Origin of the sequence: Aeromonas sp. 3P, from assembly GCF_051919745.1 — a bacterium.
GTDB classification, from domain to species: Bacteria; Pseudomonadota; Gammaproteobacteria; order Enterobacterales; family Aeromonadaceae; genus Aeromonas; species Aeromonas veronii.
Genome location: NZ_JBQBED010000001.1, coordinates 456,035 through 480,618 on the forward strand (window position 1 = coordinate 456,035; position 24,584 = coordinate 480,618).

The window sequence follows — 24,584 nt, forward strand, 5'->3', positions numbered from 1 at the left end:
TTATCGTTGTTGTAGAGAGACAAAGTGACGGGGGGCCGGGCCGACATAATCGGCGCTCGGACGGATGATCCGGTTGTGCTCGCGCTGCTCCATCACGTGGGCGCACCAGCCGGTGACCCGCGAGCAGACGAAGATGGGGGTGAACAGCTTGGTCGGGATCCCCATGTAGTGATAGGCGCTGGCGTGGAAAAAATCGGCGTTGGGAAAGAGCTCTTTCTCCTCCCACATCACCTTCTCAGCCTCGCAGGAGACGCGATAGAGGCGATCATCACCCACCGCCTCGGCGAGCTTGGCCGACCACTCCTTGATGATGACGTTGCGCGGATCCGAGGTGCGGTAGATGGCGTGGCCAAAGCCCATGATCTTCTCCTTGGCCGCCAGCTTGGCCAGCAATTCGCGCCTTGCCTGCTCTTCATCCTGCCAGTGTTCGATCATCGCCATGGCCGCCTCGTTGGCACCGCCATGGAGCGGGCCGCGCAGGGTGCCGATGGCCGCGGTGATGCAGGAGAACATGTCAGAGAGCGTCGAGGCGCAAACCCGCGCCGCAAAGGTGGAGGCGTTGAACTCATGCTCGGCGTAGAGGATAAGGGAGACATGCATCACCCGCCGCTCCAGCTCGCTCGGTGCCTTCTGGTGCAGCAGCGCCAGAAAGTGGCCACCGATACACTCCTCGTCGCTGTCGAGGGCGATACGAATACCTTCATGGCTGAACTTGTACCAGTAGATCAGAATGCCCGGGAAGGCAGCTAGCAGCCGATCCGCCACTTCATGCTCATGCTCGAAACCATCTTCCGGCTCCAGATCGCCGAGCATGGAGCAGCCAGTGCGCAGCACATCCATGGGATGGGCATCGGCGGGAATGCGTTCCAGCACTTCCAGCAGCGGCTGGGGCAAGGTGCGCAGGCGGCGCAGCTCGCGCTTGTAGGCGTCAAGCTGCTGCTCACCGGGCAACTCCCCCTTGAGCAGCAGATAGGCGACCTCCTCGAACTGGGCGCTGTCGGCCAGCTCCTTGATGTCATAGCCGCGATAGGTAAGACCGGTGCCACTCTTGCCTACTGTGCAGATACTGGTCTCCCCTGCGCTTTGACCGCGCAGACCGGCCCCGCCCAACGGTTTTTGCTGTCCCATAAGCTGCCTCCTATTCCTTGGCTGTAAACAGACGATCCAGTGTCTGCTCGTAGTGGTGATATCCGAGGAAGTCGTAGAGTGACTCCCGGGTCTGCATGGTCTCCACGACAGCGCGCTGATGGCCATCCTGGCGAATATGTTGATAGACGTTGAGGGCGGCCTGATTGGCTGCGCGGTTGGCGCTTAACGGGTAGAGCACCATGTCGACCCCGTGGGCGGCGAGCAACTCTTTGTCAAACAGCTCGGTTTTACCGAACTCGGTCATGTTGGCGAGGATCGGCACTTCGGCCGCCTGCTTGAACTGGTCGTACTGGGCAAGCTCGGTCACCGCCTCGGCGAAGATCATATCGGCACCGGCGGCCACATAGGCAGCGGTGCGCTCAAGAGCCGACTCCATCCCCTCCACCGCCAGTGCATCGGTGCGGGCCATGATGACGAACTCGCTATTCTCGCGAGCATCTACTGCCGCCTTGATCCGATCGCACATCTCTTCAAGCGTGACCACCGCCTTGTTGGGGCGATGACCACAGCGCTTCTGGGCCACCTGATCTTCCATATGGACGGCGGCAACACCGGCCCGCTCAAACGCGCGAATGGTGCGGGCGATATTGAATGCCCCGCCCCAGCCGGTGTCGATATCAACCAGAAGCGGCACACGGGTCGCCGCTGTGATCCGCTCGGCATCGATCAGCACATCGTTGAGGGAGGTCATGCCGAGATCCGGCAAGCCGTAGGAGGCATTGGCTACCCCGGCGCCGGAGAGATAGAGGGCTTGAAAACCGCTGCGCTCGGCCATCAGCGCCATATAAGCATTGATGGTGCCGACGATCTGCAAGGGATGTTCATTGGCAAGGGCGGTGCGAAAGCGCAAGCCTGCCGAGGGGGACAAACTGGACATCATGACTCCTTTCACCTGTCTAGTCTGGCTATCTAATATCACGTTTACGTTAACGTCAATTATACTTTCGTAACATTCCGGCCGCAGGCAAGACAGGAAACCGGTTTTAGGGTAAATTTCACCAATTCCTTCAACAGGTTGAATTGTATGATGGAGCCCGGTTCCGTGATTGTCTGTCCGGCGTGCGACTTGCTGATCCAGCGAAAAGCACTGCCGCTGCGTCGCCATGCCCACTGCCCACGTTGTCACCAACATCTCTATGGCCGTTATGCCTTTCGTCCCTCCCAGTTGATGGCCCTGACCATCACCGGATTTCTGCTGCTGCCCTCCGCCTTTTTTGAACCGCTGATCTATCTGCGGCTGGCTGGGGTCAACACCGATGCCGACCTGCTGCGCGGTATTCTGGTGCTGTTTGGCGAGGGCGAATGGTGGGTAGCCAGCCTGGTGCTCTGGTGCGCCGTGTTGGCGCCGGTGGGGTTATTGGCGGGGATCTTTGCGTTGGCTTCGGGTCTGGCCAAACGTTGGCACATTCTTCCTGTCACCTTGAAGCTGGTCGAGGTGTTTCGCCACTGGGCCATGCTGGAGGTCTATATCGTCAGCTTGCTGGTTGCCCTGTTCAAACTGATCGACATCGCCGATGTGCGCCTCGGTGGCGGCTTGCTCAGCCTCGGTATTCTGATGCTGCTCAACATGACTCTGCTGATCCTGTTTGACCCCGCCCCCTACTGGGCGCAGATCCCGTTAAAGGAGCCGGAACATGACCAGCGCCCGTGAGATGGGACTCTGCCGCTGCCATACCTGCGGTTTGCTGGTGCGCTATCAAGCCGGGGCAGTCTGCCCCCGTTGCAGTAGCAAATTGCAGGTGCGCATTCCCCGCTCCCTCGCCTGGTCGTGGGGCTTGCTGGCGCTCGCCACCTTCATGTTGCTCCCTGCCAATCTGTTGCCTATTACTCATTTCTACAACAAGGGGTTACTGCAGTCAGATACCATCTTCAGCGGTATCATGATGCTCTATCGCAGCAAAATGAGCGGGATTGCCACCATAGTCCTCACCGCCAGCATACTGGTGCCAGTGGGAAAAATATTGGGGCTGGGCTGGATCTGCTGGCAGTTGCAGCGAGCCAAGCCGGTGCGGCACAAGCGCCAACTGGTGATGTATCGGGTGATCGATTTTATCGGTCGCTGGTCGATGCTGGACTTGTTCGTGATTTCGCTGATGGTGGCACTGGTCGATCGGGGTGTACTGCTGAGTGTTCGCGCAGGCCCGGGGGCCACCGCCTTTGCCGGTGTGGTGGTGCTGACCATGATGTCGGCCCGCATGCTCGATACCCGTTTACTGTGGGACAAGGCGGCCCGTTAATGATTTCTCTGTTTTTGTCTGATGTGCTGTTTAATCCAGCCAATAAGGAGTCACTATGATCGGGGCTGAACCCGTCATCGAAAAGCGCCGCTGGTTATCGCCGGTCTGGCTGTTACCCCTGATAGCCCTGCTGCTGGCAGGTGGCTTTCTCTATCAGCAGGTATTGAGCCGTGGCCAGCTTATCCAGATCAACTTCGCCCAGGGCAACGGCATCTTGCCGGGTAAAACCCAGGTTCGTTATCAGGGGGTGGCCATCGGCGTGGTGCAGGAGCTGGAGCTGGCTGAAGATGGCCGCAAGATTGCGGTGATGGCCAAGATTGACAGCCGTGCCAGACCGCTGATCCGCAAGGGATCCGACTTCTGGCTGGTGAGCCCCAAGGCGTCGCTCACCGAGATCTCCGGCCTCGATACCCTGGTCTCCGGCAACTACATCAACCTGCAACCGGGGCGTGAAAGCAATCCGCTGGAGGAGACCTTCGATGCACTGGAGGGCCCTCCTCCCGGCTATCAGGCTCAGGGTCGCATGCTGCACCTGACCGCCGATTCGCTGGGTTCGGTGGGGATTGGCGCCAAGCTCTATTTCCGCGGTATCGAGGTGGGCAGCGTCATCAATACCCGCCTGGGTCAGGACAACCAGAACGTCATTCTGGATCTGGTGATCGAGCCGCGTTTCGAGCATCTGGTCAAAGCCGATACCCGCTTCTGGAACATCAGTGGCATCAAGGGCTCCTTCAGTCTGGCCGGGGTGAGCGTGGAGGCAGGCAGCCTCACCTCCATTCTGAGCGGCGGCATTGCCTTTGATTCACCCAAAGATTCACCAGAGCCGGAGAAGGGACAGACCTTCGTCCTCTATAAAGGGCTGGCGGAAGCGGCGCGCGGTGCGCGTATCGACATTGCGGCTGGCGATCTTCCGGTCAAGGAGGGGATGCCCATCCTTTATGAGGGGATCGAGATTGGTCGTGTCGACCCCATTCGCCTTACCGACAAAGGCCGGGTGGTCACAGCGCTGATCAACCCGGAGCAGGCTTATCGCATTACCGACAAGAGCCAACTGGTGTGGGAGAGCATCTCCCTCTCCGCGACCGGCGTGCAGCATGCAGATCGCCTGCTCTCAGGCCCGGCCATTCGCCTCGACTATGTGGCGGGCAAACCGGTACAGAAGATGACCCTGACCGATCGCGCGCCCCAGAGCGGCACCAAGGTGACGCTGCAGGCTGACGATCTGGCAGGGCTCAATCAGGATGCACCTGTCTGGTACAAGGGATTTCAGGTGGGCCGTATCAGCCAGCTCACCCTGGATGCGCGCGGCAATGCCAGCATCGAGCTGGTGATGGCGCCAAATTATGGCCATCTGCTCAATTGTGCTCGCTTCTATCGCGCCGCCCCGTTGCAGATTGATGCCGATCTGAGTGGCATCAAAGTAGAAACCAGTCCGGCCAGTGCTTGGCTGGGGGGCGGGATCAAGCTGGTGCAAGCCAGCAGTGGCGAGCGGATTAATCGTCTCTACCCGAGTCAGGAGCTGGCACTGCTCGGCACCCGTGATGCCAAGCCGCAGCGCTGGTTGCTCAAAGCAGATCAGGCCGATGGCATTGGCATTGGCTCGCCAGTGCTTTATCTGGGGCTGGAAGCGGGCAAGGTCAAACAGCTGCGCGCCGCCAAAGAGGGGGTCGAGATCGAACTCGAGATTGATGGAGTCTATGCTCCCCTCCTCGCCCAGCAACCCCAATTCTGGAAAAAACCGGCCATCGACACCAAGGTGCGGGTCGATGGGGTGCAGGTCAAGGTGGGCAACCTCGGTACCCTGCTGCGCGGCGCCATCGAGTTCGATCGGCTGGCCAATGGCCGCAGCAGCCATCAACTGTTCGATTCCAGGGAGCAAGCCAAGGCCAAGGTGCGCCAACTGTCACTGGTGGCAGAGAGTAACCCGGGGCTCGGGATTGGCAGCCCGATCCGCTATCGCGGTGTCGATATCGGCAAAATTGAAGAGATCGAGCTGGAGCCGTCACTGGGTCAGGTGATCTTCAAGGCAGAGCTCGATGGCCACTACGCCGAGCGTTTCCTGCAGTCCGGTGCCCGCTTTACTCTGGTGCAGGCCAAGCTGGGGCTGGGCGGTGTCGCTCACCTCGATACCCTGATCAAGGGGGCGTTTGTAGAAGCACAACCCGGTAAAGGCGCTGGCAAAGATCGCTTCCCCTTGAGTCAGGTCGGCCCGGTGGGTCTGGCCCTGACCCTCAAGAGCCCCTCCGTCAATGGCCTGAGCGTCGGCAGCCCGCTACTGTTTCGCAAGATGGTGGTGGGCAGTGTCACCAAGGTGGCACTGGCTCGGGATGGTAGCGAGGTGGTGATCGACGTTAACGTCGATCAGGAGTATGCCCATTTGGTGCGGGCCAACTCCCGTTTCTGGAATGTCTCCGGGGTCAAGGCGGATATCGGCCTGACTGGCGGCACCATCGAAGTGGAGACAGTACAGAGCCTGCTGGCTGGCGGCATTGCTTTCAATACGCCGGAGAAAGAGATGGGTCCAACCGTCAAGGCAGGACACAGCTATCCGCTCTACGGCAAGGCCGAGAAAGAGTGGCTGGAGTGGAGTCCGCGTATCCAGCCCTGATCTCTTCCCTTTGTATCTCATCCAAGCCCGGCACAGTGCCGGGCTTTTTTATATTCCGGTGCCTGTTGATAGGGTTCAGATTCAGAATATTCTTAGCCTTGTGGTAGGATATCGCCCCTCTTTTTCGGTCAACGAGACGGCACAGTGCACGACAACACCTTCCTTCCCGATTACTTTTTACGCCACATTGCGGCCATCATGCCGGCCCATCTCTCGATGGATGACTTTGTGGCCAGTTGTCGACGTCCGCTGCGCCGCAGCATTCGGGTCAATACCTTGAAGATCGCCGTCTCGGATTTCGTCGCCCTGATGGAGCCACTGGGTTGGCAGCTTGACCCTGTCCCCTGGTGTGATACCGGCTTCTGGCTGACCCGCAGCGATGAAACCGTCCCACTTGGCAACACCGCCGAGCACTTGAGCGGGCTCTTCTACATTCAGGAAGCGAGCTCCATGCTGCCGGTGACGGCACTCTTTGCCAGCGACAAGATCAAAGCGGATGGCATGTTGCTGGATGCGGCGGCGGCCCCCGGCTCCAAGACCACCCAGATAGCCGCCTTGATGAACAATCAGGGGATGCTGGTTGCCAACGAGTTTTCCAGCAGCCGGTTGAAAGTGCTTAGCGCCAATATCCAGCGCTGCGGCGTGACCAATGTGGGCATGACCCATTTTGATGCCAAGGTATTTGGCCAGTGGTTGCCGGAGACCTTCGATGCCATCCTGCTTGATGCCCCCTGCTCCGGTGAAGGTACGGTGCGCAAGGATGAAGATGCGCTGCGCAACTGGAGTATCGAGAGCATCGACGAGATTGCGGCGGTGCAACAAGGGTTGCTGGAGAGCGCTTTCCATGCCCTGAAACCGGGTGGCGTACTGGTCTACTCCACTTGCACCTTGAGTGAGCAGGAGAACCAAGCGGTTTGCCAATCCCTGCTGGACAAGTTTGGCGATGCCTTGAGTTTTGACTCGCTGGCAGACCTGTTCCCTCATGCAGAGCAGGCCTGCACATCCGAGGGATACCTGCACGTTTGGCCCCAGATCTTCGACAGTGAAGGCTTTTTCGTCGCCAGATTGCGCAAGCATCACTCGGTTCACAACACCATGTTCAAGCCGGGCAAGCTGGGTAGATTCCCCTTTGCGCCGCTTCCTGCCAAAGAGGCGGAACCCATGTTGCGCGAGATTGAAGCCAACTTCGGGGTGGCACCACAGGGTCTGCTGTTTGGCCGCAATGACGAGATCTGGCTCTTCCCCCAGCGGTTTGATCAGGTGCAGGGCAAGTTGCGTTTCGATCGCATCGGCATCAAGTTGGCCGAAACCTTCAAGAAAGGCTATCGCCTCACTCATGAGTGGGCACTGGCCTATGGCGATAAAGCGAGCAAGGGCGTGGTTGAGCTTGATAGCGCCAATGCGCGGGAATTCATGATGGGGCGGGATGTCTGGCCAGAACAGGATGTTGGCACTGGCGAGGTGATCGTCCGCTATCAGGGGCATACCCTGGGCATGGGGAAATGGGTGGGGAGTCGGGTCAAGAATGCCCTCCCCCGCGAGCTGGTGCGTGACAACAATCTGTTCAATGCGTAGCGGGTCGTTCGGTGCATCAGCACTTGAACGAGTCTGAAATACCCACACTCTGGTTGAACTTTTCTTCGGATCTTGAAAAGCCTTGAGCCTTGTCTAAGCTTAAGGCAATCCGAACACCAGTTAGCGCACGGCTCTGCAAGGAGCCAATTCCCCTATGCCAGGTACAAGGAATTCGTACCTGGCTTTTTTTATCTCTTCACGTATCGCTGTTACTTCACTCTTGTGTCTATTCAACGGTCTCTTCGACCTGTGTGGCGACTCTGTTTTCAAACGGAGGTTCTCTACCCAGCTCATGTTGGTAGAGCAGATCGATCGCCTGCTCGATGAGTGATGCCTGACTGTCTTCGAGATGAAGACCCAGTGCGGCCAATCGTTCGGCGTGGCGATTGCTGATCCAGCATTGCAGTCTGGTATGGGTCTCTTGCTTGCGTTTTACATGTTGGCGCTGCCGCTCGGCATTGTTTTGTGGCCCCGCCTCTTGCACTTCACGCCCTGTCATTTCTTGGCTCATATGTCCTTGCGATGTTCCATTTCCGGATTTGTTATCTCTCATGACATGCCATTATAAATTGGAAGATGGCCCTTCCCTCTTGGGCTGTTGGCTTGCGAGACAAATATATCATCAGATCAACAAGATATCATTTAACATAAAAAATGAATATGCGCAGTGACCAACCCACTAAGGCTAGCGCTTTCGACCATCATGCAAGTCACGGCTAGCGCGGTTCCCGTGCTTGCGCAGTATTTTTTTAAGATGCCATACCATGTCTCTTTCATCTCTGGAGTCTTGGCTCTTACTGCATTCAGGGAAATTATTACTTCGAACGGATCCAGCCCTGCCCCTTCTGCTAGAAATTTTGCAGTCTCATCAGTGAATTGCGCTCTTCCTTTGTTTATTCCTGCTATGTATGCACTGCTAAAACCAAGGTCTTGGCACACTTGCGCGTAACTCGTGTAGTTTTTGGCCCTCATGTAGGCCTCCATCAACGTTTTAGAGTCCATTTTCTTTCCTCATCTGCTTGTCAAATCGATCTTACCACAGCTCATTCGGTACACATTCCATACGTTGTAATAAGTTAGCGCTTCATTTATAAATCATTCGAACTTACTACTTAGTGAGCAAATGACATGGAACGCCAGACCCTACAGCAGATAACACCGGTTTACCACGTTTGCCCTGAGTGCAACGGCGACGGCTGCCGTGACTGTGGTTCCATGGGCATTGTTGAGGGTGACTATCCCGACGACCTGTTTGATCTGGCAATTCCCTTCCCTTCCGACCGTGAACTTGATTTCAACGCTGATGCTGGAGTTTCCCAATGATTACTTCTAAGTCAGGCCTTTTGGGTCACGCCATGACTATTCAGCCTTCTACTGAATCTAAGTCTTGCCCTCACTGTGGGAAGACTGACTTTGATAACGGATCTGCTTGTTACGCCCCACAGGTTTCATCCCCTGCCGTTGGTGATTGGGTTTGTGTTTATTCCCGTGATTATGGCCCTGATGCTGATCTTGACCCTTATGAGTGTCGTTATTGTGGTTGTATTGGTGGCCATGTTGACGGTTGTGTTTCTGTCGATCCGGACCTTGATTTATGACTACTCCGACCATTCAACGCACCCTCTACTGGCAACAAGAGCCCACCGGCTGGATTGCTGCCAGTATTGCCGGGCAGGTCGAGATGTTTCCTTCTCTGCTGTCCTGTGCCAACTACCTTTCTTTTAACTACCCCGACACCGACTTTGACTTTGTTGAAGTCACCGAAAGCACCTGGGCAGCTCTCTATGAGCAAGGAGTGTTTTTCGATGACTGGTCATAACGCCCAACTCGTTAAGCATGACTTTCTCTCCTTCACTTGGAGCCCAGAAGTCATCAAGCGCTAGATTGGCCCCTTGAAGATCCAGACACTTCGCCCCTCTTAACTTAAGAGGTAGTCTTGGAGCTATGTTCAGTACTAGTCACAACGAGAAGATGGTCGAAGTGTTAACAGGGGCCGAGCGCCGTCGACGCCGGACTCCACAAGAAAAGATCGCCATCGTGCAGCAGACCTTTGAGCCCGGGATGACCGTCTCTCATGTTGCTCGCTTGCACGACGTCAACGCAAACCAGCTTTTCAAATGGCGTAAGCAATTCCAAGAAGGGTCTCTCACGGCGATCACCGCCGGTGAGGATGTTGTTCCTGCTTCCGAGTTGGCTGCTGCCATCAAGCAGATCCGAGAGCTTCAGCGTCTGCTCGGGAAGAAGACCATGGAGAACGAGATCCTCAAAGAAGCCGTGGAGTATGGTCGAGCAAAAAAATGGATTGCGCATGCGCCCTTGTTGCCGGGGGACGACGATTAAGTGCTGTGAGCCAGGCTCTTAATGTATCGCGTGCGCAGCTATCCGTTCGTGTTCATCGAAAACCGGGTTGGCAAGATGGTCGTCATCATCGCCAGCGTGATGATGCAGCCTTACTTGGCCGTATCATGGAGGCGATGGCAGAGCTTCCCTCCTATGGCTATCGCCGGGTCTGGGCGCTGTTACGGCGTCAGTCTGAGGCAACAGAACAACCTGTGGTAAACGCTAAGCGGGTATATCGCGTCATGCGCGAACATGGCTTGCTGCTGGAAAGAAAACCAGCTGCACCATTGGCCCAGCAGGCACATAAGGGGCGTGTTGCCGTCAAGGAGAGCAATCGACGGTGGTGCTCAGATGGCTTCGAGTTTCGCTGCGATAACGGTGAAAAACTACGTGTCACGTTCGCCATGGATTGCTGCGATAGGGAAGCGTTGGACTGGGCGGCCAGTACTGGGGGTTACGATAGTGACACTGTGCAAGATGTCATGCTGAGGTCTGTCGAACGTCGCTTTGGGGATTCGTTGCCGGCATCACCGGTGGAGTGGCTGACTGATAATGGCTCGGCGTATCGAGCCCATGAGACCCGCGCGTTTGCACGAGAAATCGGGTTGGAGCCCAGAACGACAGCAGTGAGAAGCCCACAGAGTAACGGTATAGCGGAGAGCTTCGTGAAGACGATGAAGCGAGACTATATCGAGATGATGCCAAAACCGGATAGCCGAACAGCGGTAGGCAATTTGGCTATCGCGTTTGAGCATTATAACGAGCACCACCCGCACAGCGCCTTGGGATACCGTTCACCACGGGAATTTCTGCGCAGTCGGGTATCACAACCCTAAGCGGGAAAAAGTGTCTGGACCTATGGGGTCAAATCCAAGCGCATTGCTGGCCTTGCCAAGCAAGGTGCCATTCTCAAGTCTATTCCGGTGTTCGATAAGCACACTCATCACTTGCTGAGTCGCATCAAGCCTTTGCCAACTGAAAAGGGGCTTATCTATGTACGACCCGTCCCTAGTCGCGATGACCCTCGCGCTCTTGTTGACGTTTCTATCCCTAACGCAGCTGTAGAAGGTGCCCGCGCCGTTCTCACTGCTTCCATGTACGAAGCCATGGAAGCCAACATTCGCCGTGGTTACAAGGACGACGCTAACCGCCGTTTGAACAAAGAGCTCAAAGCCGTCCTCGGCCAGCTGGTTGACGCTTCAGAACTGGAACTCAATCCAGAAGGCACCATCTGGGATGCCTACAACGATTTGATTCATGCATACGGAATTCAATTCCTTGATTCCTTGTGCTGCTCAGAACTGGAGATCTTCTTTGATGAGCTTAATCATGAAATCGGCGTCCCTATTCCTGCGCCTCGCTTTGCTATTCGCCCTCGTCGTGGCGGTGTGCACGGTTATTCAAGTTCAGGAGATATCCTCGTTGACGGAATCCCAGCAGGATTGGTTGCTTGGGGTGCTGCTAATCACGGCTGTTTCGTCTCGTTCTCCGGTATGGGCTGTGATGCTCTTGACTTTGGTGCTCTGCATCGCGTCTTGGCCCGTATTCCTGGTGTTCGGATTACTCGGGTTGATTTGGCACTCGACGATTATCATGGAAGATTTATTTCCTACGGATCAGCCGTAGAGGCCGCCAAGGCTGGCGGGTTCCATCCCCAGCGCGGCATGGCTCCCAAGTGGATGAAGATAGAAGCCGGTGAGTTCGAGCTCATCCCTGAAGTCGTCAAGGGCCTGGCCAAGCGCTTTGGCATGATTGCCAATGCCGGTTGTTCTCTCTACATCGGTTCTCGTATCAACGGTAAATGCGGCCGGATGTATGAAAAAGGTAAACAACTTTCATCCGTTGAGTTTCCTGATTGGGTCCGGGCTGAGGGTGAACTGCACAGCAAAGACCGCGTTATACCGCTCGATGTGCTGATCAACCCAGACCCTTACTTTGCTGGTCTCTATCCCCAGTTCGCCGTGTGGCTGCAACAGCTTTCTGAGGCTGCCAAGCCGGTAGAGCCTGTCCGTGTCACCACGTTCAAGAACAAGTTTGCTCTGTCCCGTGATAACGCAATTGCCAATATGGCCCGTCTTGCCGGTCGTGTTGTCAATTACATGAGCACGGTTGAAGGTTTGAAACCTGAATCAATTATCAAACAGTTGACCAGCCATTTGTCACCTGACGATGTTCCATCCCGACTATTGATGCCGTTACCGCCAGAGATATTGGACGGTACTTGCTCATTGTTTCTTGTGCCCAAAGCAGAGGGCTTTTTAACCGGAGAGTACAACCATGTCTGAGATCCAAAACGTCATTGTTATGTGCGTCACCCACGGTCGTGGTGTGTCCCGTAAAAGCGGTTCACCCAAGCCTTATGACTTCGCACAGCTCGAATACATCGTGCCGGCCACGAACGTGGATATGGCCGAGTGCAACATCACCAACTGGGGATTCCAGTCCAAACAGTTCCCAGTCAAGAACGACCCAACCGTTTTGGCTCACCTGGCTGTCTGTCCGAAGCTGGTTCCTGTGACCTTGATCCTTGAGTCTGACCCGCGCGATTTCTCCAAGAACATCGTTGTCGGCTTCAAGTCTGATCAACCGGTCAAAGACGAATTTGGCGGCCCTGCTGCCAAAGTCACTGGCAAAGACGATAAGTCTGAGTCCGTGAGTAAGTTCTGATGAGCTGCCTACTTGTCTCCGGTACCGGGGATCTCATCGTCACTCAAGACGCTCTGAGCTCTTGCACGGGATATGTGCTTGTTACCCCTGACCAATATCGGGCACAGGTAGGCGCTTTGTCAGAATTTGATAAGAACCTCGCCAATGAGTACCTCGGATTCATGCTGTTGACCTTCTTTGCCGGTCACAGCCTTGGCCGAATCGTTCGCTGGCTCGGTAAACACTGATTTCACTCAAAAGGATATTGCTATGAAAATCCGTAACATGGTTCGTAAGTACGCTGCTCCGGTAGCTGTTGTCACCTCCGCCGCTGTCGCCTCCTCCTCTGCGTTCGCCGTGGATATCGCGACTGAGTTCGCCGCTGCCAAGGCCGCTGCTGAAGGCAATATCAACCTTGTTGTGGTTGGTGTTGTCGCTCTGGCCCTGCTGACCTTCGGTATCGGTGCTGTCCTGTCCTGGACTCGTAAGTAATGTTCTCCGCCCTTCTCTGGGCAACGGCTGTAGGCCTCTGCTTCGTTCTTGGCTTTACGTCAGGGGTCTATGCCGGATAACACGAGGGGGCGGGGAAACCCGCCTTTTTTTTATGAAATGGATCTTCGCCCTCTTATTTCTCATTCCATCGCTTTCATTTGCTGTTGCATCATTACCTGCTAAACAATCCGCTGATATTGATAAAACAAAATCCGGCCTTTGTTATTTTAATGGCTCCAATAATGGTGCCTCTACATTTGATGCATGCGTTTCTTCTAATACTGGCTCAGGTACTAACCGCTCTTGGGAATTGACAGGCGGCTTCTCTTATTCAGGAAAGAATTCACAGGGTTATCATGTTTTTACTGCTCCTATAAGAAAATATCGTTCTGATGGTTGGAATCCTCCTCAAGGCACTGTTGGTACGTTGTCTTTTTGGGCTGTTTCTGTTTTTTCTTCTTTTATTTGCCCTCCCGATGGTAATCCCGAATACTCTGTTGGTCCTATTGATTTAAATGGCTCCAAGGTTTGTCAGATACCGCCAAAGGTTTGTTTGAAGGGCGCAATTATTCGTGTTACTTCCGATGGCAGAGAAACTTGTGTCTCAAATTGTGGCGCAGCTGCTGGCCTTGCTCATTCCGGTCAATACTTCTTTCAGGCTGGCCCAACTGTTGGATCTACAGCTGGTGAGGTTAAATGCTATGGCCAGTGCTCTATTCAGACCATTGGTGGTGGTGTTCAGCTTTCTACTGGTGCTTGGACTGGCTCCTTTACTTTTAACGGTGCTAATTGTCCTGTCGTTCGTCCTGAGCCTACGCTCGATTCTGAGAGCAATACATCATCCAACGGTGATGCCCCTCCCGTAGATAACTCAAACACCTCTGAGGGTACTGAGGACGCCATGGGTGATCTTTCCGGTGCAGCCTCCAGTGCAACCGGTACTCAAGTCCAGCCCAACGCTACCGGTACAAATGGTGAGACCACGCTCAAGGATGTAGCCAAGGTAGTGGCCGACTCCGCCAACGCACAGATTAAGGCCTCTTCCGAGCAGAACGTCGCAACCGGCAAGCTCGTTTCCAATATCTCCAAGGATATTCAGAACGCCATCCACAATAGTGGCCATGGCGGTGGTGGTGCCTCTGCATCCCTTCAGGCCCAAGGCAACGGCAAGCTCGACGGCATCAAGGACGCTCTCGACAAGATCTCCGACAAGCTCGATGAGGAAGAAACAGGGGATGGCCCGTTTGTTCCTGGCTCCGGCTCCGGTGCGTTCTGGGAAAGCGTTATTCCCGAATCCTCGTTTACAGAAATCAAAGAGAAACAGGCCGAATCCATCCAGAAGATGAAAGACCTGAGCACTGAATTTCAGTCCTCTATCAAGTTCACCGAACTCTCTGCATCCGGTGAACCTGATGAGTGGACGTTGAATATGCACGGGACGGCTATGCCGTTCGGTATGGGGGCGTTTCAGATGATCTTGGATATGGGCCTTGCTGCTATCGTCCTCTTCATCTGTGCGCTGTATGCGGTCTACATCATCGCGAATAGGAAATGAATTATGATAACGGAATTCATAAATTGGGTGTCGGGAATGATGGTGGATATCCATGCCTTTTTTACGGATGGAGTCCCTTATATCGTGTCCAGAACTCTTGCCTACGTGGTCGAGATTGGTCTCTACCTCAAGATTGAGGGTGAGATCATGATGATCCAACTGGGTTATTCCATTGCCCAACAGATCCTCCAGGACTTCAACATATCCGGCATCCTCCAGCCGCTTATGAGTTCGTTACCGTCCTCTATCCAGTGGTTCCTATTCCAGTCTGGCGCGGTCGATGGCTTGAACATGATCCTTCACGCCATTGTTACTCGCTTTGCTCTGAACTTCTTGGGGTGGTGATATGGCCGTCGTCATTCGTCACGGGCCTAATGGCTCTTACAAGTCCGCTTCCGCTGTTTGGTATGACCTGCTTCCTGCCCTTCGTCAAGGCCGTATCTGTATCACCAACCTTGAGGGGTGTTATCCCCTCGAGGACATCGAGAAACGGCTCGGAGAGAAGTTTCCAGACTCTACTCGTCTCTACCGTATCAATATCATCCACGATGACGCCTTGCGCCTCTGGCGGCGCTGGTTTCACTGGGCCCCTGTCGGCTCGTTTCTTCTCATGGACGAAGTTCAGGATATTTACCCTGACAAGTCATGGAAGGAATCCGACTTGGATTACCAGCCGATTGAGACCTACAAAGACCAATTACCTCCCGGCTTAATTGAGGATTATTACGCGGCTCTTGATGCCTGTAAGCCTGAACAGTTCGAATCCTGTGATTATGATGATACGGGTTCATTATTATTTGATGATAATGGCCGCGTTATTTATCCCAAAACCTTGAACGGTGCTTTTAAACGTCACCGTAAATTCAACTGGGATATTGTTTGCGTTACCCCTGATATTAACGATATTTCCCCAATGGTTCGTGGTTGTGCCGAATTAGCCAAGGCTCAATCTAATAAGGACTCCTTTTTCTTATACAGACGTAAACCGAGGATATATGAACATAATCCGCGTTCGAATGGTGTTCCCGCTGCGAATTCTCCGGTATATCGTGAGAAAGTACCGTTGGCGGCGTTCCTCCTCTACAAATCAACCCAGACCGGCAAGCATACGAAATCGGGTCAGTCTAAAGGCCCTTTCAGCTCACCCCTCTTTTATTTTTATGCGTTTCTTATGCTGGTCTTTGGTGGGTTCGCTATATACAACTATTCTGAGGCCGACAAGCTCAATGCTCAGATCGATGGTAAGTCGACTGTGGCAACTCCTGAAAAAGATCCTGATGTGGCTGTTCAAGCTGGTTCGGATCTTCCTGATAATGTGGGTACTGGCCGCCCTGACAAGATACCTCCTCGCAAGCCTATTTTTGTGAACCCTTATGATGCCAAGGCCGTCTACGTTACCGGCGAATCACTCGACACCCAGGGGAACGGCGTGATCACCATCGCCCTGTTTACCAAAGACGGCGATGAGTACCACTGTAGTGGTCTAATCATCCCGGACACCATTTTAGGTGGTACAGTCGCCACCATGACCTGAGGTGTTCAATGACAAGATTACGTCGCTCATTTACTGCCGAATTCAAACTCGAAGCTGCATCCCTGGTGCTCGACCAGGGATATTCTGTCCCTGAAGCCAACCGTTCACTGGATGTCGGTGAAACCGTGCTCCGTCGCTGGGTTCAGCAACTGCAATCCGAACGAACTGGCACAACCCCAATCGGCAAAGCACTGACTCCGGAGCAGCAAAAAATTCAGGAGCTGGAAGCCCGTATCAACCGGCTCGAACGTGAAAAGGACATTCTAAAAAAGGCTACTGCTCTCTTGATGGCGGACGAGTTCACACGTACGCGCTGATAGACCGATTAAGGGAGCAAGCCCCCATCACCTTGGTCTGCTGCGCTTTCGATGTTCCCACCTCCTGTTTTTACGATTATCTGGCCCGTAGGCGGGCGATTAACCGTGAGCGCATGCAACAGCGCTCTGAGTTGCGCCGGTTGTTCAAAGCGAGCAGGGATTCGGCTGGCAGCCGCGCCTTGATGTCGATGATGCGGGAGTTGGGGTATCAGATTGGTCGATTCAAAGTACGTAACCTGATGAAGGAAGCCGGGCTGGTATCCAAACAGCCGGGCGCACACCGCTATAAGGTGGCACAGTCTGAACGACCGGACATTCCCAATCTGCTGGCCCGCGAATTTGATGTCCAGCAACCCAATCAGGTGTGGTGTGGCGATATCACCTACGTCTGGGCAGGTGGTCGTTGGCATTACCTGGCAGCGGTGCTTGACCTGCACACCCGGCGGGTCGTGGGCTGGGCGATGTCAGATAAACCAGATGCAGAGCTTGCCATCAAAGCACTTGAGATGGCGTATCAGCAACGAGGTTGTCCGTCAGGCGTGCTGTTTCACTCTGACCAGGGCAGCCAATATGGCAGCGGGGCATTTCGGCAACGACTGTGGCGCTATCGCATGACCCAGAGTATGAGTCGGCGTGGCAACTGCTGGGATAACGCCCCGATGGAACGGTTGTTCAGAAGCCTGAAGTCAGAGTGGCTCCCGGCTATGGGATATATGAACTTGCGAGAGGCGAAGCGGGATATCAGTTACTACCTGATGGATTACTACAACTGGCGGCGTCCACATCAACACAATGACGGGATACCGCCAGCAAAAGCCGAAGAACGGCCTAACCAAGTGTCCGGATTTAGTTGACCACTACACACACCAACAACGATGAGCTCTACTCCATGGGCTATGCCGTTCGCTATAAGCGTTACTGCCAAGCCGAGCTCTACAACGTAGAGACCGGCGAGTCTGTCACCATCTTCTGTCAGCCTACCAAGTACGAAGAGCCCAAGGCTTCTGTCCTGCCTACTCCAGCCCTTATGAACCCGTTCACCACCAAGGAGACGGCTGAGGGAGGAAGCAAGGAGGGAGCGGCCTAGCGGACGACGACGCGACGACCGGAAAGTGAAACCCGATCATCATTAAATTAATGGTAACAGTTACTGTAATTACCTTGCTATTTTGGTAACAGTGACCGATAATGTAATTACGGTAACAGTTACCTTAAACAAGGGAATGATCATGAAACTTATCTGCACCAAATCAGGCCTTGGGATTGAAGTCGGCACACAATATCCCGTTCTTTCAGAGAATAAGTTAGCCTGGGTAATCGTTATTGGTCAGATGGAAAAGAAGGTTATGAAATCTACTGGTCTTTTCGCTTGTGCTCAAAGCCGCGGCCCTTCTTTTGAATTGGTAACAGTTACCGAAACTCAGCTTGATCTTATTCCCCAAAAGCGTCCAGTTGGTCGCCCTAAGACTGGTAAAGCTCTTACTCCAGCCGAAAAACAGGCCCGTTACCGTGCCCGTCAGGCACAAAAAACGGTAACAGTTACTTTTAATCGTTCTGATATTCCTGCTCTTAAGATTTTGCTTGCGCAAGCTGATCTCTCTCGCGCGCTTCCTGCTGATGAGCTTGATCGTCTTTGTAAGGCTGTTTATTCAGCTTCTCTTTCCTAGCCCTCTCTCTTTGCCGCCTTGTGTCGTTCTTGGCGAGCGGCCGAAGGCCATAGCGAGTATAAGGCCGCCCACTGCTGTCCATTTCTGGGAAAGCGGTAGGTCGGCCGAAACTTCTTTGGAATGCTTCCCTGATGCAGGCTCACCCCCTTCCCTGCTAAACCGTCTTTAGTGCTCCGCTAGGTTTCCTAGTCAAACGCTAAATCGCGGGGGCCCCACTTGTGGGGTTCCGATTTAGTGATTGACTACTCCACCCCTCTATATCCTTGTGCAGGGGATTGGGGGGATCACTTCGCCCCCAATCCCTTGATAAACCTGTTTGTCTCTTTTCTTGATAGAGTGCCCAGCCGAAGGCTATGGGGCACGTCCAGCGACTTCCTGTGCCTCCTGTCGAAGACAAGCGACACTCACCGCGCCAGCCTGTTTACCCCCCGTGTAGTAATACGGGGGGAATTCTCGGTGCCTACCCTGGGCACAGACCTATGAAAAACGAAGGGGCCCTTGGGCCCCTTGTCTTTATCTGTAGTACCTGTATTTCTTCCTTGGGTTGTGCCACCGCTTGAAATGGTCGGCGCCCATGATATCGATCAGCTCCAGCCGCTGACGGGTCATCTGTGAACCGGCAGGGGTGATAAGGTGGTAGCCTGACATGCGCCACCCCTCCCAGTATCGCGTGAAGATGGTCGGCAACTCTCTCCCGCATGCCATCCGCATCACTCGCTTGTAAATGTCGGGGATCTTCTTTCCCTCGTCCCACAATGTGACCTCGGTCACAGAAACGAAACAGAGTTCAGCTGTTTCTTTGACGCTCAACCCGCATTCAAACCAACGGAAAATGAAATTTTTCGTGATATTACGTTCCATACAATCCAAACCGTCATAACTGGGGGATTCCAGCGGGTCGCAGTTTGAGCCCGTATTTAACGTAATCTGTGCAGTGACGCAGTTATGTCAAAGCAAACCATCCAGGGCATGATCGGAGAACTTATGGGCGTCATCGAAGTACTCCTGCAGGGTTCGCATATCCTTGTGGCGAGTGACTTCAATGATCTTGTTCATCGGCTTGCCGGCAGTCACTGCCGAGGTGATAAAACCGCGCCGCAGGCTATGGCCACTGACGTAAAGATCGTCGATGGTTTGGCCGGTTCGCCGCTTGATCATCAGGTTGATGCCCTGTGGGCCGAGTGGTTCGGCCATCAATTGGCCCCAGCGGTTCATGCGCCGAAACAGCGGCCCCTCGCTGATCCGGCTTTTGTGTAGCCATTTTTGCAGTGCCGACACGGGGCAATAGTGTTTGCCCGGGATCAGGGCTATCTCGGTTTCATGCAGCTGATGCTTGCTCGGTTTGAGACGAAGACGGATCCCCTGCCCCACAAAATCGAGATCGGTCACTTCAATTCGGGCCGCTTCCGAACGGCGCAAGGCGCCACTAAACATCAGCAGTAGCAGGGTGTGATCGCGCAAGCCCGCCAGATCATGGGTGTCAATGCCATCGAGTACCTGGGTCAATGGCTGTAACGTCAGGGCGCCAGTTTTGCGCTTGCGGTTATCTCCCAATCTGACAATACCGCGCATCATCTCCTTGATTTCGGGATGCTCGGTGGGCATGGGATGAATCCCTTTCTGCTTGAAGGCATAACGGATCCCGGCAAGCCGCCGCACCAGGGTTGCCGGTTTACGAGGTTCACCGTTACGCAGCTCACCCTTCCCCTCCTCTTTATCCAGCCATACCCAGTCGGCCAATACGCCGTCGGCCTGATCTGCCAGAAAGTTCATGATGTCGTGATGGGTGGTTTGCAGCGGATCCAGCCTGTGCAATTGGCACCAGAAGACAAAAATACGGGTATCCGCCTGATAGGCATTGAGGGTGGAATCCGCTTTTGCACTGCGCAAAAAGCGGCGTGCCCGGCTATTTAGTTGCGCATCGAACACAGTCTGCAGTGACTGATGAGCCGGATTGGACAAGGTTGGAAATGCCACGGAACTCTATGATTCATATGAAGTTTGAGAGGATCTTACAGGATCTTCCCTATACATCAAGTATTGATAATGAATATTATCGATACTTAGAACATCTTGTTTTAATGCCCTTTAACCACGCTGAATAAAGGAAACATAGGAATATCATTCAACCCAGTTTGGCAGAAACGAAAAAGTAAAATTGGCAGGGAAAAGTGAGAGATAACACAGCTCGGTGTTGATATTCAGGTGGGTAATCAGCTTGGTATTTGAAATATAAAAAGCCCCGAGCAACGGGGCTTCTGTGTTATTTTTTCGCCAGTTTGAATAGTTCAAAGAAATTCCGGCTAGTGGCTTCTGCCAATTCATTAAGCGGAATATGACGCAGATCGGCAATAAACTGCGCAACGTCTCGCACAAAGGCGGGCTCGTTCTCCCTCCCCCGATGCGGCACGGGGGCAAGATAGGGCGAGTCGGTCTCGACCAGCAATCTGTCGAGGGGCAGAGCCTTGACCACCTCTTGCAGGGCAGACGCATTTTTGAAGGTGACGATCCCGGAGATGGAGATATAGAACCCCATCGCCATCGCAGCTTGCGCCATTTCGAGGGATTCGGTGAAGCAGTGCAGCACACCGCCAACCTGATCAGCGCCCTCTTCAAGCATGATCTGCAAGGTATCTTGCTGGGCATCGCGGGTATGGATGATCAGCGGCTTGTTCAACGCGCGAGCAACCCGGATATGTTCGCGGAAAGAGGCTTGCTGCACCTCTTTGTTCTCGGGTGAGTAAAAGTAATCGAGACCGGTCTCACCGATGGCCACCACACGTGGATCGGCAGCTTGCTTGAGCAGCAACTCGGCATCGACACCGGGTTCCTGATTGAGCGGGTGTACCCCGCAAGAGGCAAATACCTGGGGATAGGGAGCGATCGCCTCGAGCATGGTCGGGAACTGTGCCTGAGTCACACTGACACAGAGAAAATATCCCACGTCCAGTTTCGCGGCCTTTGCCAGTACATCAGCCAAGCTGGTCTGCTTGCTGCCATAGCTGAGGCGATCGAGATGACAGTGGGAATCAACGAGTAACATATAAAACCTTTCTGCTTGTCGGTACTTATAACCAGCGACTGAGCCAGTTCATCAGATAGATGGTGGGATTGGAGAGCTGACCCGGCTGACATGCCGCTTTCAGGGCAACCAGATCTTGTTCTGCCTCCAGCAGTTTTTCGCTGGAGTGCTGCTCCGCCAACCGTTGACTCAAGATGGCCAGATCAGGCATTGCCAGCTGATGGTGACCACATCCGGCCTGGGTTTTCAGGGCATCGCACAAGAAGAGCTGCAACCAGTGCAACCTGACCTGCGTCTCCTGACCAAGCTGGCTGCACAATGCCGTCGCCTTGACCGGACTTTGACTCAGGGCGACAAACTGCTCCAGCAGTTCGCGGCGAGTACCGTCCTGTTGCTGCTCGATATAGTCGAGTACCCGCAGCGGGGCCCCCTGACAGATCCGCACCTGAGCCAGAGTGGCCTGATGACCCTGCTCGGCCAACCAGCGTACTGTTTCCCCTTCCGCAGGCAACTGACAGACATGTTTGTGACAGCGACTGAGAATGGTAGGGAGCAGCCGGGAAACCTGGGAGGCAATAAGCAACAGCAAGCTGTCGCCGGCCGGCTCTTCCAGGGTTTTCAGCAGGGCATTTGCCGCCGATTCGGTCATCCGCTCCGCATCAGGAATGATCACCACCTTGCCACGGCCGAGCTGGGCAGAGCCCTGCAGCCGCGTGCAGATCTCGCGAATGGCCTCGACCCCGATGGTCTTGCTGTCGCGCGTTATGGTGCCGAGATCCGGGTGGTTGCCCTTGTCAAACAGCTGGCAAGAGTGGCAGTGGCCGCACGGCTCTCCGCGATCCGGTTGCTGGCAAAGGTGCAAACGTGCCAGCCGCTCGGCCAGTTGCTCCTTGCCAAGACCAGGATCGCCCAGCAACAACCAGGCGTGGCCGAGACGACCGGACTGGGCCGTCTGGCTCAGGGCATGCCAGTCGGGGATCAGCCAGGGATACATAGCGGCTCGTTCGACAGATAGTGATCCAATGCACGCTCGATGGCAGCTTTGACCTGTTCCGGCGTTTGCGCCGCATCGATCACCACAATGGAATCATCCTTGGCGGCCAGTTCGAGATAACGAGTTCGGGTACGCTCGAAGAAGCTCAGTTGCTCCAGTTCGATGCGATCCAGCTCGCCGCGATGGCGCGCGCGCTGCAAGCCAAGGGCAGGATCGATATCGAGATAGAGGGTAAGATCCGGCTTGAAGTTGCCAAGCACCGCCTGCTTGATGGCACCGATAAGCTGGGCATCGATACCACGGCCGCCCCCCTGATAGGCCTGGGAGGAGAGATCGTGGCGATCCCCCACCACCCAGACACCGTCGGCCAGTGCGGGTTTGATGCGGGTCTCCACCAGTTGTACCCGGGAGGCATACATCAGCAGCAATTCCGCCTCGATGGTGAGGCGCTCGTCGTGCACCTCTTTGACGATGGCCCGCATCCGCTCGGCCAGCGGCGTACCACCCGGCTCGCGGGTGCACTCGATCCGGTTGATGCCGTGACGCTGCAGATAGTCAGTCACATAACGCACGGCCGAGCTCTTCCCTGCCCCTTCCAATCCTTCGATCACAATAAATTTAGACATTAGGGTTTCTTCAATATGTACTCACGAACCGCCCGATTGTGTTCATCGAGGGTCTTGGAGAAATAGTGGGCACCGCCCCCCTTGGCGACAAAATAGAGATAGTCGGTCGATTTGGGGTTAAGCGCAGCTTCGATGGAGGCCTTACCCGGCATGGCAATAGGCGTGGGCGGCAGGCCGTCGATCACATAGGTGTTGTAGGGATTCTTGTCGGTCAGATCGCTGCGGCGAATATTGCCATCGTAGCGATCTTTCACCCCGTAAATGACGGTGGGATCAGTCTGCAACTTCATGCCCAGACGCAGACGGTTGACGAATACGGAGGCGATCTGCGCCCGCTCGTCCGGCTGGCCGGTCTCTTTCTCGATGATGGAGGCCATGATCAACGCCTCATAGGGCGTTTTGTAAGGCAGGTTAGCCTGACGTTTTTCCCAGCTCTGCTGCAGGAAAGCCTCCATATCCAGATGGGCGCGACGCAAGATCGAGAGATCGCTGGCATGGGTGGTATAGGCGTAGGTTTCCGGCAAGAACCACCCCTCCAGCTTGCCATTCTCGATGCCGAGCTCCTGCGCTAGGTCGGCTTCGGATTGCTCGACGGTCAACCGCTCAAGATATGGGGCGCTGGAGAGCTGCTTCTGCCAATCCTCGAAACGGGAACCTTCGACGAAGGTGAGGCTGAAGTGAAACTCCTTGCCCGATGCGAACAGGGAAAGGGTCTCCTTGAGAGGGGCCCCTTCCTTGATTTCATAGGTGCCCGATTTGATGGCCACCAGTTCGGGATGGCTGCGCAGCCAGAGTCGCACCGCCCAGGGGCTGGTTTCCCCCTCCCCCAGTTCGGCGATGAGACGCGCCGCATGGGCGCCCTTCTCCACCGTAAAGAGCCGGGTCGGCCCCTTGTTGGTTAGCGTCTCTACCTGTTGCCATTTGTAATGTACATAGCCCCCGGCAGCGGCCACCGTCAGTGCCGCCCCCGCGAGCAGGGTGTAAAGCCGATTAAACTTCAATGACCAAACGCTCCTGTAAACGGCGACTCAATACCGCAGTGGGATAGTGAATATCCTCGATGCCATTGACCGGCACGACCCCCATAAGGGTATTGGTGAGCCACACCTCTTCCGCCTGCCATAGTGACTCCAGCGGAGCCTCTACCACACGCAACTCAATACTCATCTGTTTCAGCATCGCCATCACCTGGCGGCGCATGATGCCATCGACACCACCGCGGGCGAGATCGGGCGTAAACACCGTCTTGCCCCGACGCCAAAACAGATTGGCACTGACCCCTTCAATGAGAAAACCGCGACTGTTAAGCACTATCCCTTCGACTGCATTTCTGCTGACAAGTTCGCTTTTTAGCAATACCTGCTCCAGACGATTCAAGGTTTTAAGCCCGGCCAGCATGGGGGCATCACCGATCCGCTGGCGGCACACCACCATCTCGATCCCCTCCTGTTGCCACTGTCCATAGTGAGTGGGAAATGGCGCCAGAGTGACAATCCGGGTTGTGTGTTGACATCCGCTGCCATCATAGCCCCGCCCCCCCTTGCCGCGGGTCAGGATCACCTTGGCAACGCATTGTGGCTGGTCGGCCACCATCTTTTCAACCTCCCGGGTCAAGAGACCCCAGTCCGGTTCAATCAATCCCAGCCGGTTGTTGGCCAGCTGCAACCGTGCCAGATGGGCAGGCCACTGCAACACGCGACCCTCCCTGACCGCCATGGTGGTGAAATGACCGTCACCATAAGCCAGCCCCCGATCATAGACCGAGATGGTATCAAGCTTCATGCCATTGATAAGCAAAGGGATCCCTCCGATAAAAAAGGCC

General features: G+C 54.9%; 27 protein-coding genes. 16 read left to right on the top strand and 11 right to left on the bottom strand.

What is annotated here, in order from left to right; genetic code table 11:
* Together prpC and prpB are read right to left on the bottom strand one after the other, a co-directional pair.
* The gene (prpC, locus tag ACTG19_RS02000; RefSeq protein WP_113739555.1) at nucleotides 1–1,128 is read right to left on the bottom strand and encodes a bifunctional 2-methylcitrate synthase/citrate synthase; all 1,128 of its coding nucleotides are present in this window, start codon (nucleotides 1,126–1,128) and stop codon (nucleotides 1–3) included.
* 10 nt (nucleotides 1,129–1,138) lie between these two features.
* On the bottom strand, nucleotides 1,139–2,026 hold the full coding sequence (prpB, locus tag ACTG19_RS02005) for a methylisocitrate lyase (RefSeq protein WP_113739556.1): 888 nt from the start codon (nucleotides 2,024–2,026) through the stop codon (nucleotides 1,139–1,141).
* A gap of 147 nt (nucleotides 2,027–2,173) precedes the next feature.
* Here prpB and ACTG19_RS02010 point away from each other — a divergent pair, with 147 nt between their 5' ends.
* The 4 genes from ACTG19_RS02010 (at nucleotide 2,174) to rsmF (ending at nucleotide 7,569) form a co-directional block, all read left to right on the top strand.
* Nucleotides 2,174–2,800: a paraquat-inducible protein A gene (locus tag ACTG19_RS02010; protein ID WP_439988655.1), complete on the top strand. Its 627-nt coding sequence runs from the start codon at nucleotides 2,174–2,176 to the stop codon at nucleotides 2,798–2,800.
* Entirely contained in the window at nucleotides 2,784–3,386 is a 603-nt protein-coding gene (locus tag ACTG19_RS02015; RefSeq protein ID WP_439988656.1) for a paraquat-inducible protein A, read from the top strand. Before ACTG19_RS02010 ends, ACTG19_RS02015 begins: the two co-directional genes overlap by 17 nt.
* Before the next feature lie 55 nt (nucleotides 3,387–3,441).
* Nucleotides 3,442–5,994 (top strand): MlaD family protein, encoded by a 2,553-nt coding sequence (locus ACTG19_RS02020; RefSeq protein WP_439988657.1) that lies wholly within the window; start codon nucleotides 3,442–3,444, stop codon nucleotides 5,992–5,994.
* A 144-nt stretch (nucleotides 5,995–6,138) separates the two neighbouring features.
* Nucleotides 6,139–7,569: a 16S rRNA (cytosine(1407)-C(5))-methyltransferase RsmF gene (gene rsmF / locus ACTG19_RS02025; protein ID WP_113739558.1), complete on the top strand. Its 1,431-nt coding sequence runs from the start codon at nucleotides 6,139–6,141 to the stop codon at nucleotides 7,567–7,569.
* A gap of 226 nt (nucleotides 7,570–7,795) precedes the next feature.
* Here rsmF and ACTG19_RS02030 read toward each other — a convergent pair whose 3' ends face one another.
* Entirely contained in the window at nucleotides 7,796–8,068 is a 273-nt protein-coding gene (locus ACTG19_RS02030) for a RepB family protein (protein WP_174218724.1), read from the bottom strand.
* A gap of 143 nt (nucleotides 8,069–8,211) precedes the next feature.
* On the bottom strand, nucleotides 8,212–8,571 hold the full coding sequence (locus ACTG19_RS02035; protein WP_439988658.1) for a helix-turn-helix domain-containing protein: 360 nt from the start codon (nucleotides 8,569–8,571) through the stop codon (nucleotides 8,212–8,214).
* A gap of 126 nt (nucleotides 8,572–8,697) precedes the next feature.
* Here ACTG19_RS02035 and ACTG19_RS02040 point away from each other — a divergent pair, with 126 nt between their 5' ends.
* The 12 genes from ACTG19_RS02040 to ACTG19_RS02095 all read left to right on the top strand — a co-directional run bounded on the left by ACTG19_RS02040 (nucleotide 8,698) and on the right by ACTG19_RS02095 (nucleotide 18,120).
* Nucleotides 8,698–8,892, top strand: a complete 195-nt coding sequence (locus tag ACTG19_RS02040; RefSeq protein WP_439988659.1) for a hypothetical protein — start codon at nucleotides 8,698–8,700, stop codon at nucleotides 8,890–8,892.
* A gap of 271 nt (nucleotides 8,893–9,163) precedes the next feature.
* Complete coding sequence (locus ACTG19_RS02045) at nucleotides 9,164–9,388, top strand: hypothetical protein (RefSeq protein WP_323935249.1); 225 nt, start codon at nucleotides 9,164–9,166, stop codon at nucleotides 9,386–9,388.
* Between the two features lie 152 nt (nucleotides 9,389–9,540).
* A protein-coding gene (locus ACTG19_RS02050; protein ID WP_100654772.1) for an IS3 family transposase occupies nucleotides 9,541–10,745 on the top strand; the annotation gives its coding sequence in 2 pieces (ribosomal slippage) (nucleotides 9,541–9,859 and nucleotides 9,859–10,745; 1,206 coding nt in all).
* Nucleotides 10,746–11,015: 270 nt separating this feature from the next.
* Nucleotides 11,016–12,194, top strand: coding sequence for a replication initiation factor domain-containing protein (locus ACTG19_RS02055; protein WP_439988660.1), 1,179 nt, complete (start codon nucleotides 11,016–11,018; stop codon nucleotides 12,192–12,194).
* Nucleotides 12,187–12,576 (top strand): hypothetical protein, encoded by a 390-nt coding sequence (locus ACTG19_RS02060; RefSeq protein WP_439988661.1) that lies wholly within the window; start codon nucleotides 12,187–12,189, stop codon nucleotides 12,574–12,576. The genes ACTG19_RS02055 and ACTG19_RS02060 overlap by 8 nt, the downstream gene beginning before the upstream one ends.
* 249 nt (nucleotides 12,577–12,825) lie before the next feature.
* Nucleotides 12,826–13,047: a hypothetical protein gene (locus tag ACTG19_RS02065; RefSeq protein WP_439988662.1), complete on the top strand. Its 222-nt coding sequence runs from the start codon at nucleotides 12,826–12,828 to the stop codon at nucleotides 13,045–13,047.
* A gap of 112 nt (nucleotides 13,048–13,159) precedes the next feature.
* Nucleotides 13,160–14,602: a hypothetical protein gene (locus ACTG19_RS02070; protein ID WP_439988663.1), complete on the top strand. Its 1,443-nt coding sequence runs from the start codon at nucleotides 13,160–13,162 to the stop codon at nucleotides 14,600–14,602.
* A 36-nt stretch (nucleotides 14,603–14,638) separates the two neighbouring features.
* Nucleotides 14,639–14,947, top strand: a complete 309-nt coding sequence (locus ACTG19_RS02075; protein ID WP_323935240.1) for a DUF2523 family protein — start codon at nucleotides 14,639–14,641, stop codon at nucleotides 14,945–14,947.
* A 1-nt stretch (nucleotide 14,948) separates the two neighbouring features.
* Nucleotides 14,949–16,136 (top strand): zonular occludens toxin domain-containing protein, encoded by a 1,188-nt coding sequence (locus ACTG19_RS02080; RefSeq protein ID WP_439988664.1) that lies wholly within the window; start codon nucleotides 14,949–14,951, stop codon nucleotides 16,134–16,136.
* A gap of 8 nt (nucleotides 16,137–16,144) precedes the next feature.
* Nucleotides 16,145–17,307 (top strand): IS3 family transposase gene (locus ACTG19_RS02085; protein WP_439988665.1). Its coding sequence is split into 2 segments (ribosomal slippage): nucleotides 16,145–16,400 and nucleotides 16,400–17,307, totalling 1,164 coding nucleotides; the frame shifts between segments, so codons are not numbered across the junction.
* Nucleotides 17,304–17,540: a hypothetical protein gene (locus tag ACTG19_RS02090; RefSeq protein WP_439988666.1), complete on the top strand. Its 237-nt coding sequence runs from the start codon at nucleotides 17,304–17,306 to the stop codon at nucleotides 17,538–17,540. Before ACTG19_RS02085 ends, ACTG19_RS02090 begins: the two co-directional genes overlap by 4 nt.
* A 142-nt stretch (nucleotides 17,541–17,682) precedes the next feature.
* The gene (locus tag ACTG19_RS02095) at nucleotides 17,683–18,120 is read left to right on the top strand and encodes a hypothetical protein (protein ID WP_439988667.1); all 438 of its coding nucleotides are present in this window, start codon (nucleotides 17,683–17,685) and stop codon (nucleotides 18,118–18,120) included.
* Between the two features lie 513 nt (nucleotides 18,121–18,633).
* On the opposite strand, the gene ACTG19_RS02100 is transcribed toward ACTG19_RS02095, so the two are convergent.
* The 7 genes from ACTG19_RS02100 to pabC all read right to left on the bottom strand — a co-directional run bounded on the left by ACTG19_RS02100 (nucleotide 18,634) and on the right by pabC (nucleotide 24,559).
* A complete protein-coding gene (locus ACTG19_RS02100; RefSeq protein ID WP_439988668.1) occupies nucleotides 18,634–18,981 on the bottom strand; it encodes a DUF3653 domain-containing protein in 348 nt (115 codons plus the stop codon).
* 87 nt (nucleotides 18,982–19,068) lie between these two features.
* Entirely contained in the window at nucleotides 19,069–20,010 is a 942-nt protein-coding gene (locus tag ACTG19_RS02105) for a site-specific integrase (RefSeq protein WP_419178071.1), read from the bottom strand.
* A 373-nt stretch (nucleotides 20,011–20,383) separates the two neighbouring features.
* On the bottom strand, nucleotides 20,384–21,163 hold the full coding sequence (locus ACTG19_RS02110) for a TatD family hydrolase (protein WP_100653773.1): 780 nt from the start codon (nucleotides 21,161–21,163) through the stop codon (nucleotides 20,384–20,386).
* Nucleotides 21,164–21,188: 25 nt separating this feature from the next.
* The gene (gene holB, locus ACTG19_RS02115) at nucleotides 21,189–22,136 is read right to left on the bottom strand and encodes a DNA polymerase III subunit delta' (RefSeq protein ID WP_113739561.1); all 948 of its coding nucleotides are present in this window, start codon (nucleotides 22,134–22,136) and stop codon (nucleotides 21,189–21,191) included.
* Nucleotides 22,121–22,762 (bottom strand): dTMP kinase, encoded by a 642-nt coding sequence (gene tmk, locus ACTG19_RS02120; protein ID WP_005345536.1) that lies wholly within the window; start codon nucleotides 22,760–22,762, stop codon nucleotides 22,121–22,123. The genes holB and tmk overlap by 16 nt, the downstream gene beginning before the upstream one ends.
* Nucleotides 22,762–23,763 (bottom strand): endolytic transglycosylase MltG, encoded by a 1,002-nt coding sequence (gene mltG / locus ACTG19_RS02125; RefSeq protein ID WP_162628389.1) that lies wholly within the window; start codon nucleotides 23,761–23,763, stop codon nucleotides 22,762–22,764. The genes tmk and mltG overlap by 1 nt, the downstream gene beginning before the upstream one ends.
* Nucleotides 23,753–24,559: an aminodeoxychorismate lyase gene (pabC, locus tag ACTG19_RS02130; protein WP_113739562.1), complete on the bottom strand. Its 807-nt coding sequence runs from the start codon at nucleotides 24,557–24,559 to the stop codon at nucleotides 23,753–23,755. The genes mltG and pabC overlap by 11 nt, the downstream gene beginning before the upstream one ends.
* Nucleotides 24,560–24,584 lie beyond the last annotated feature (25 nt).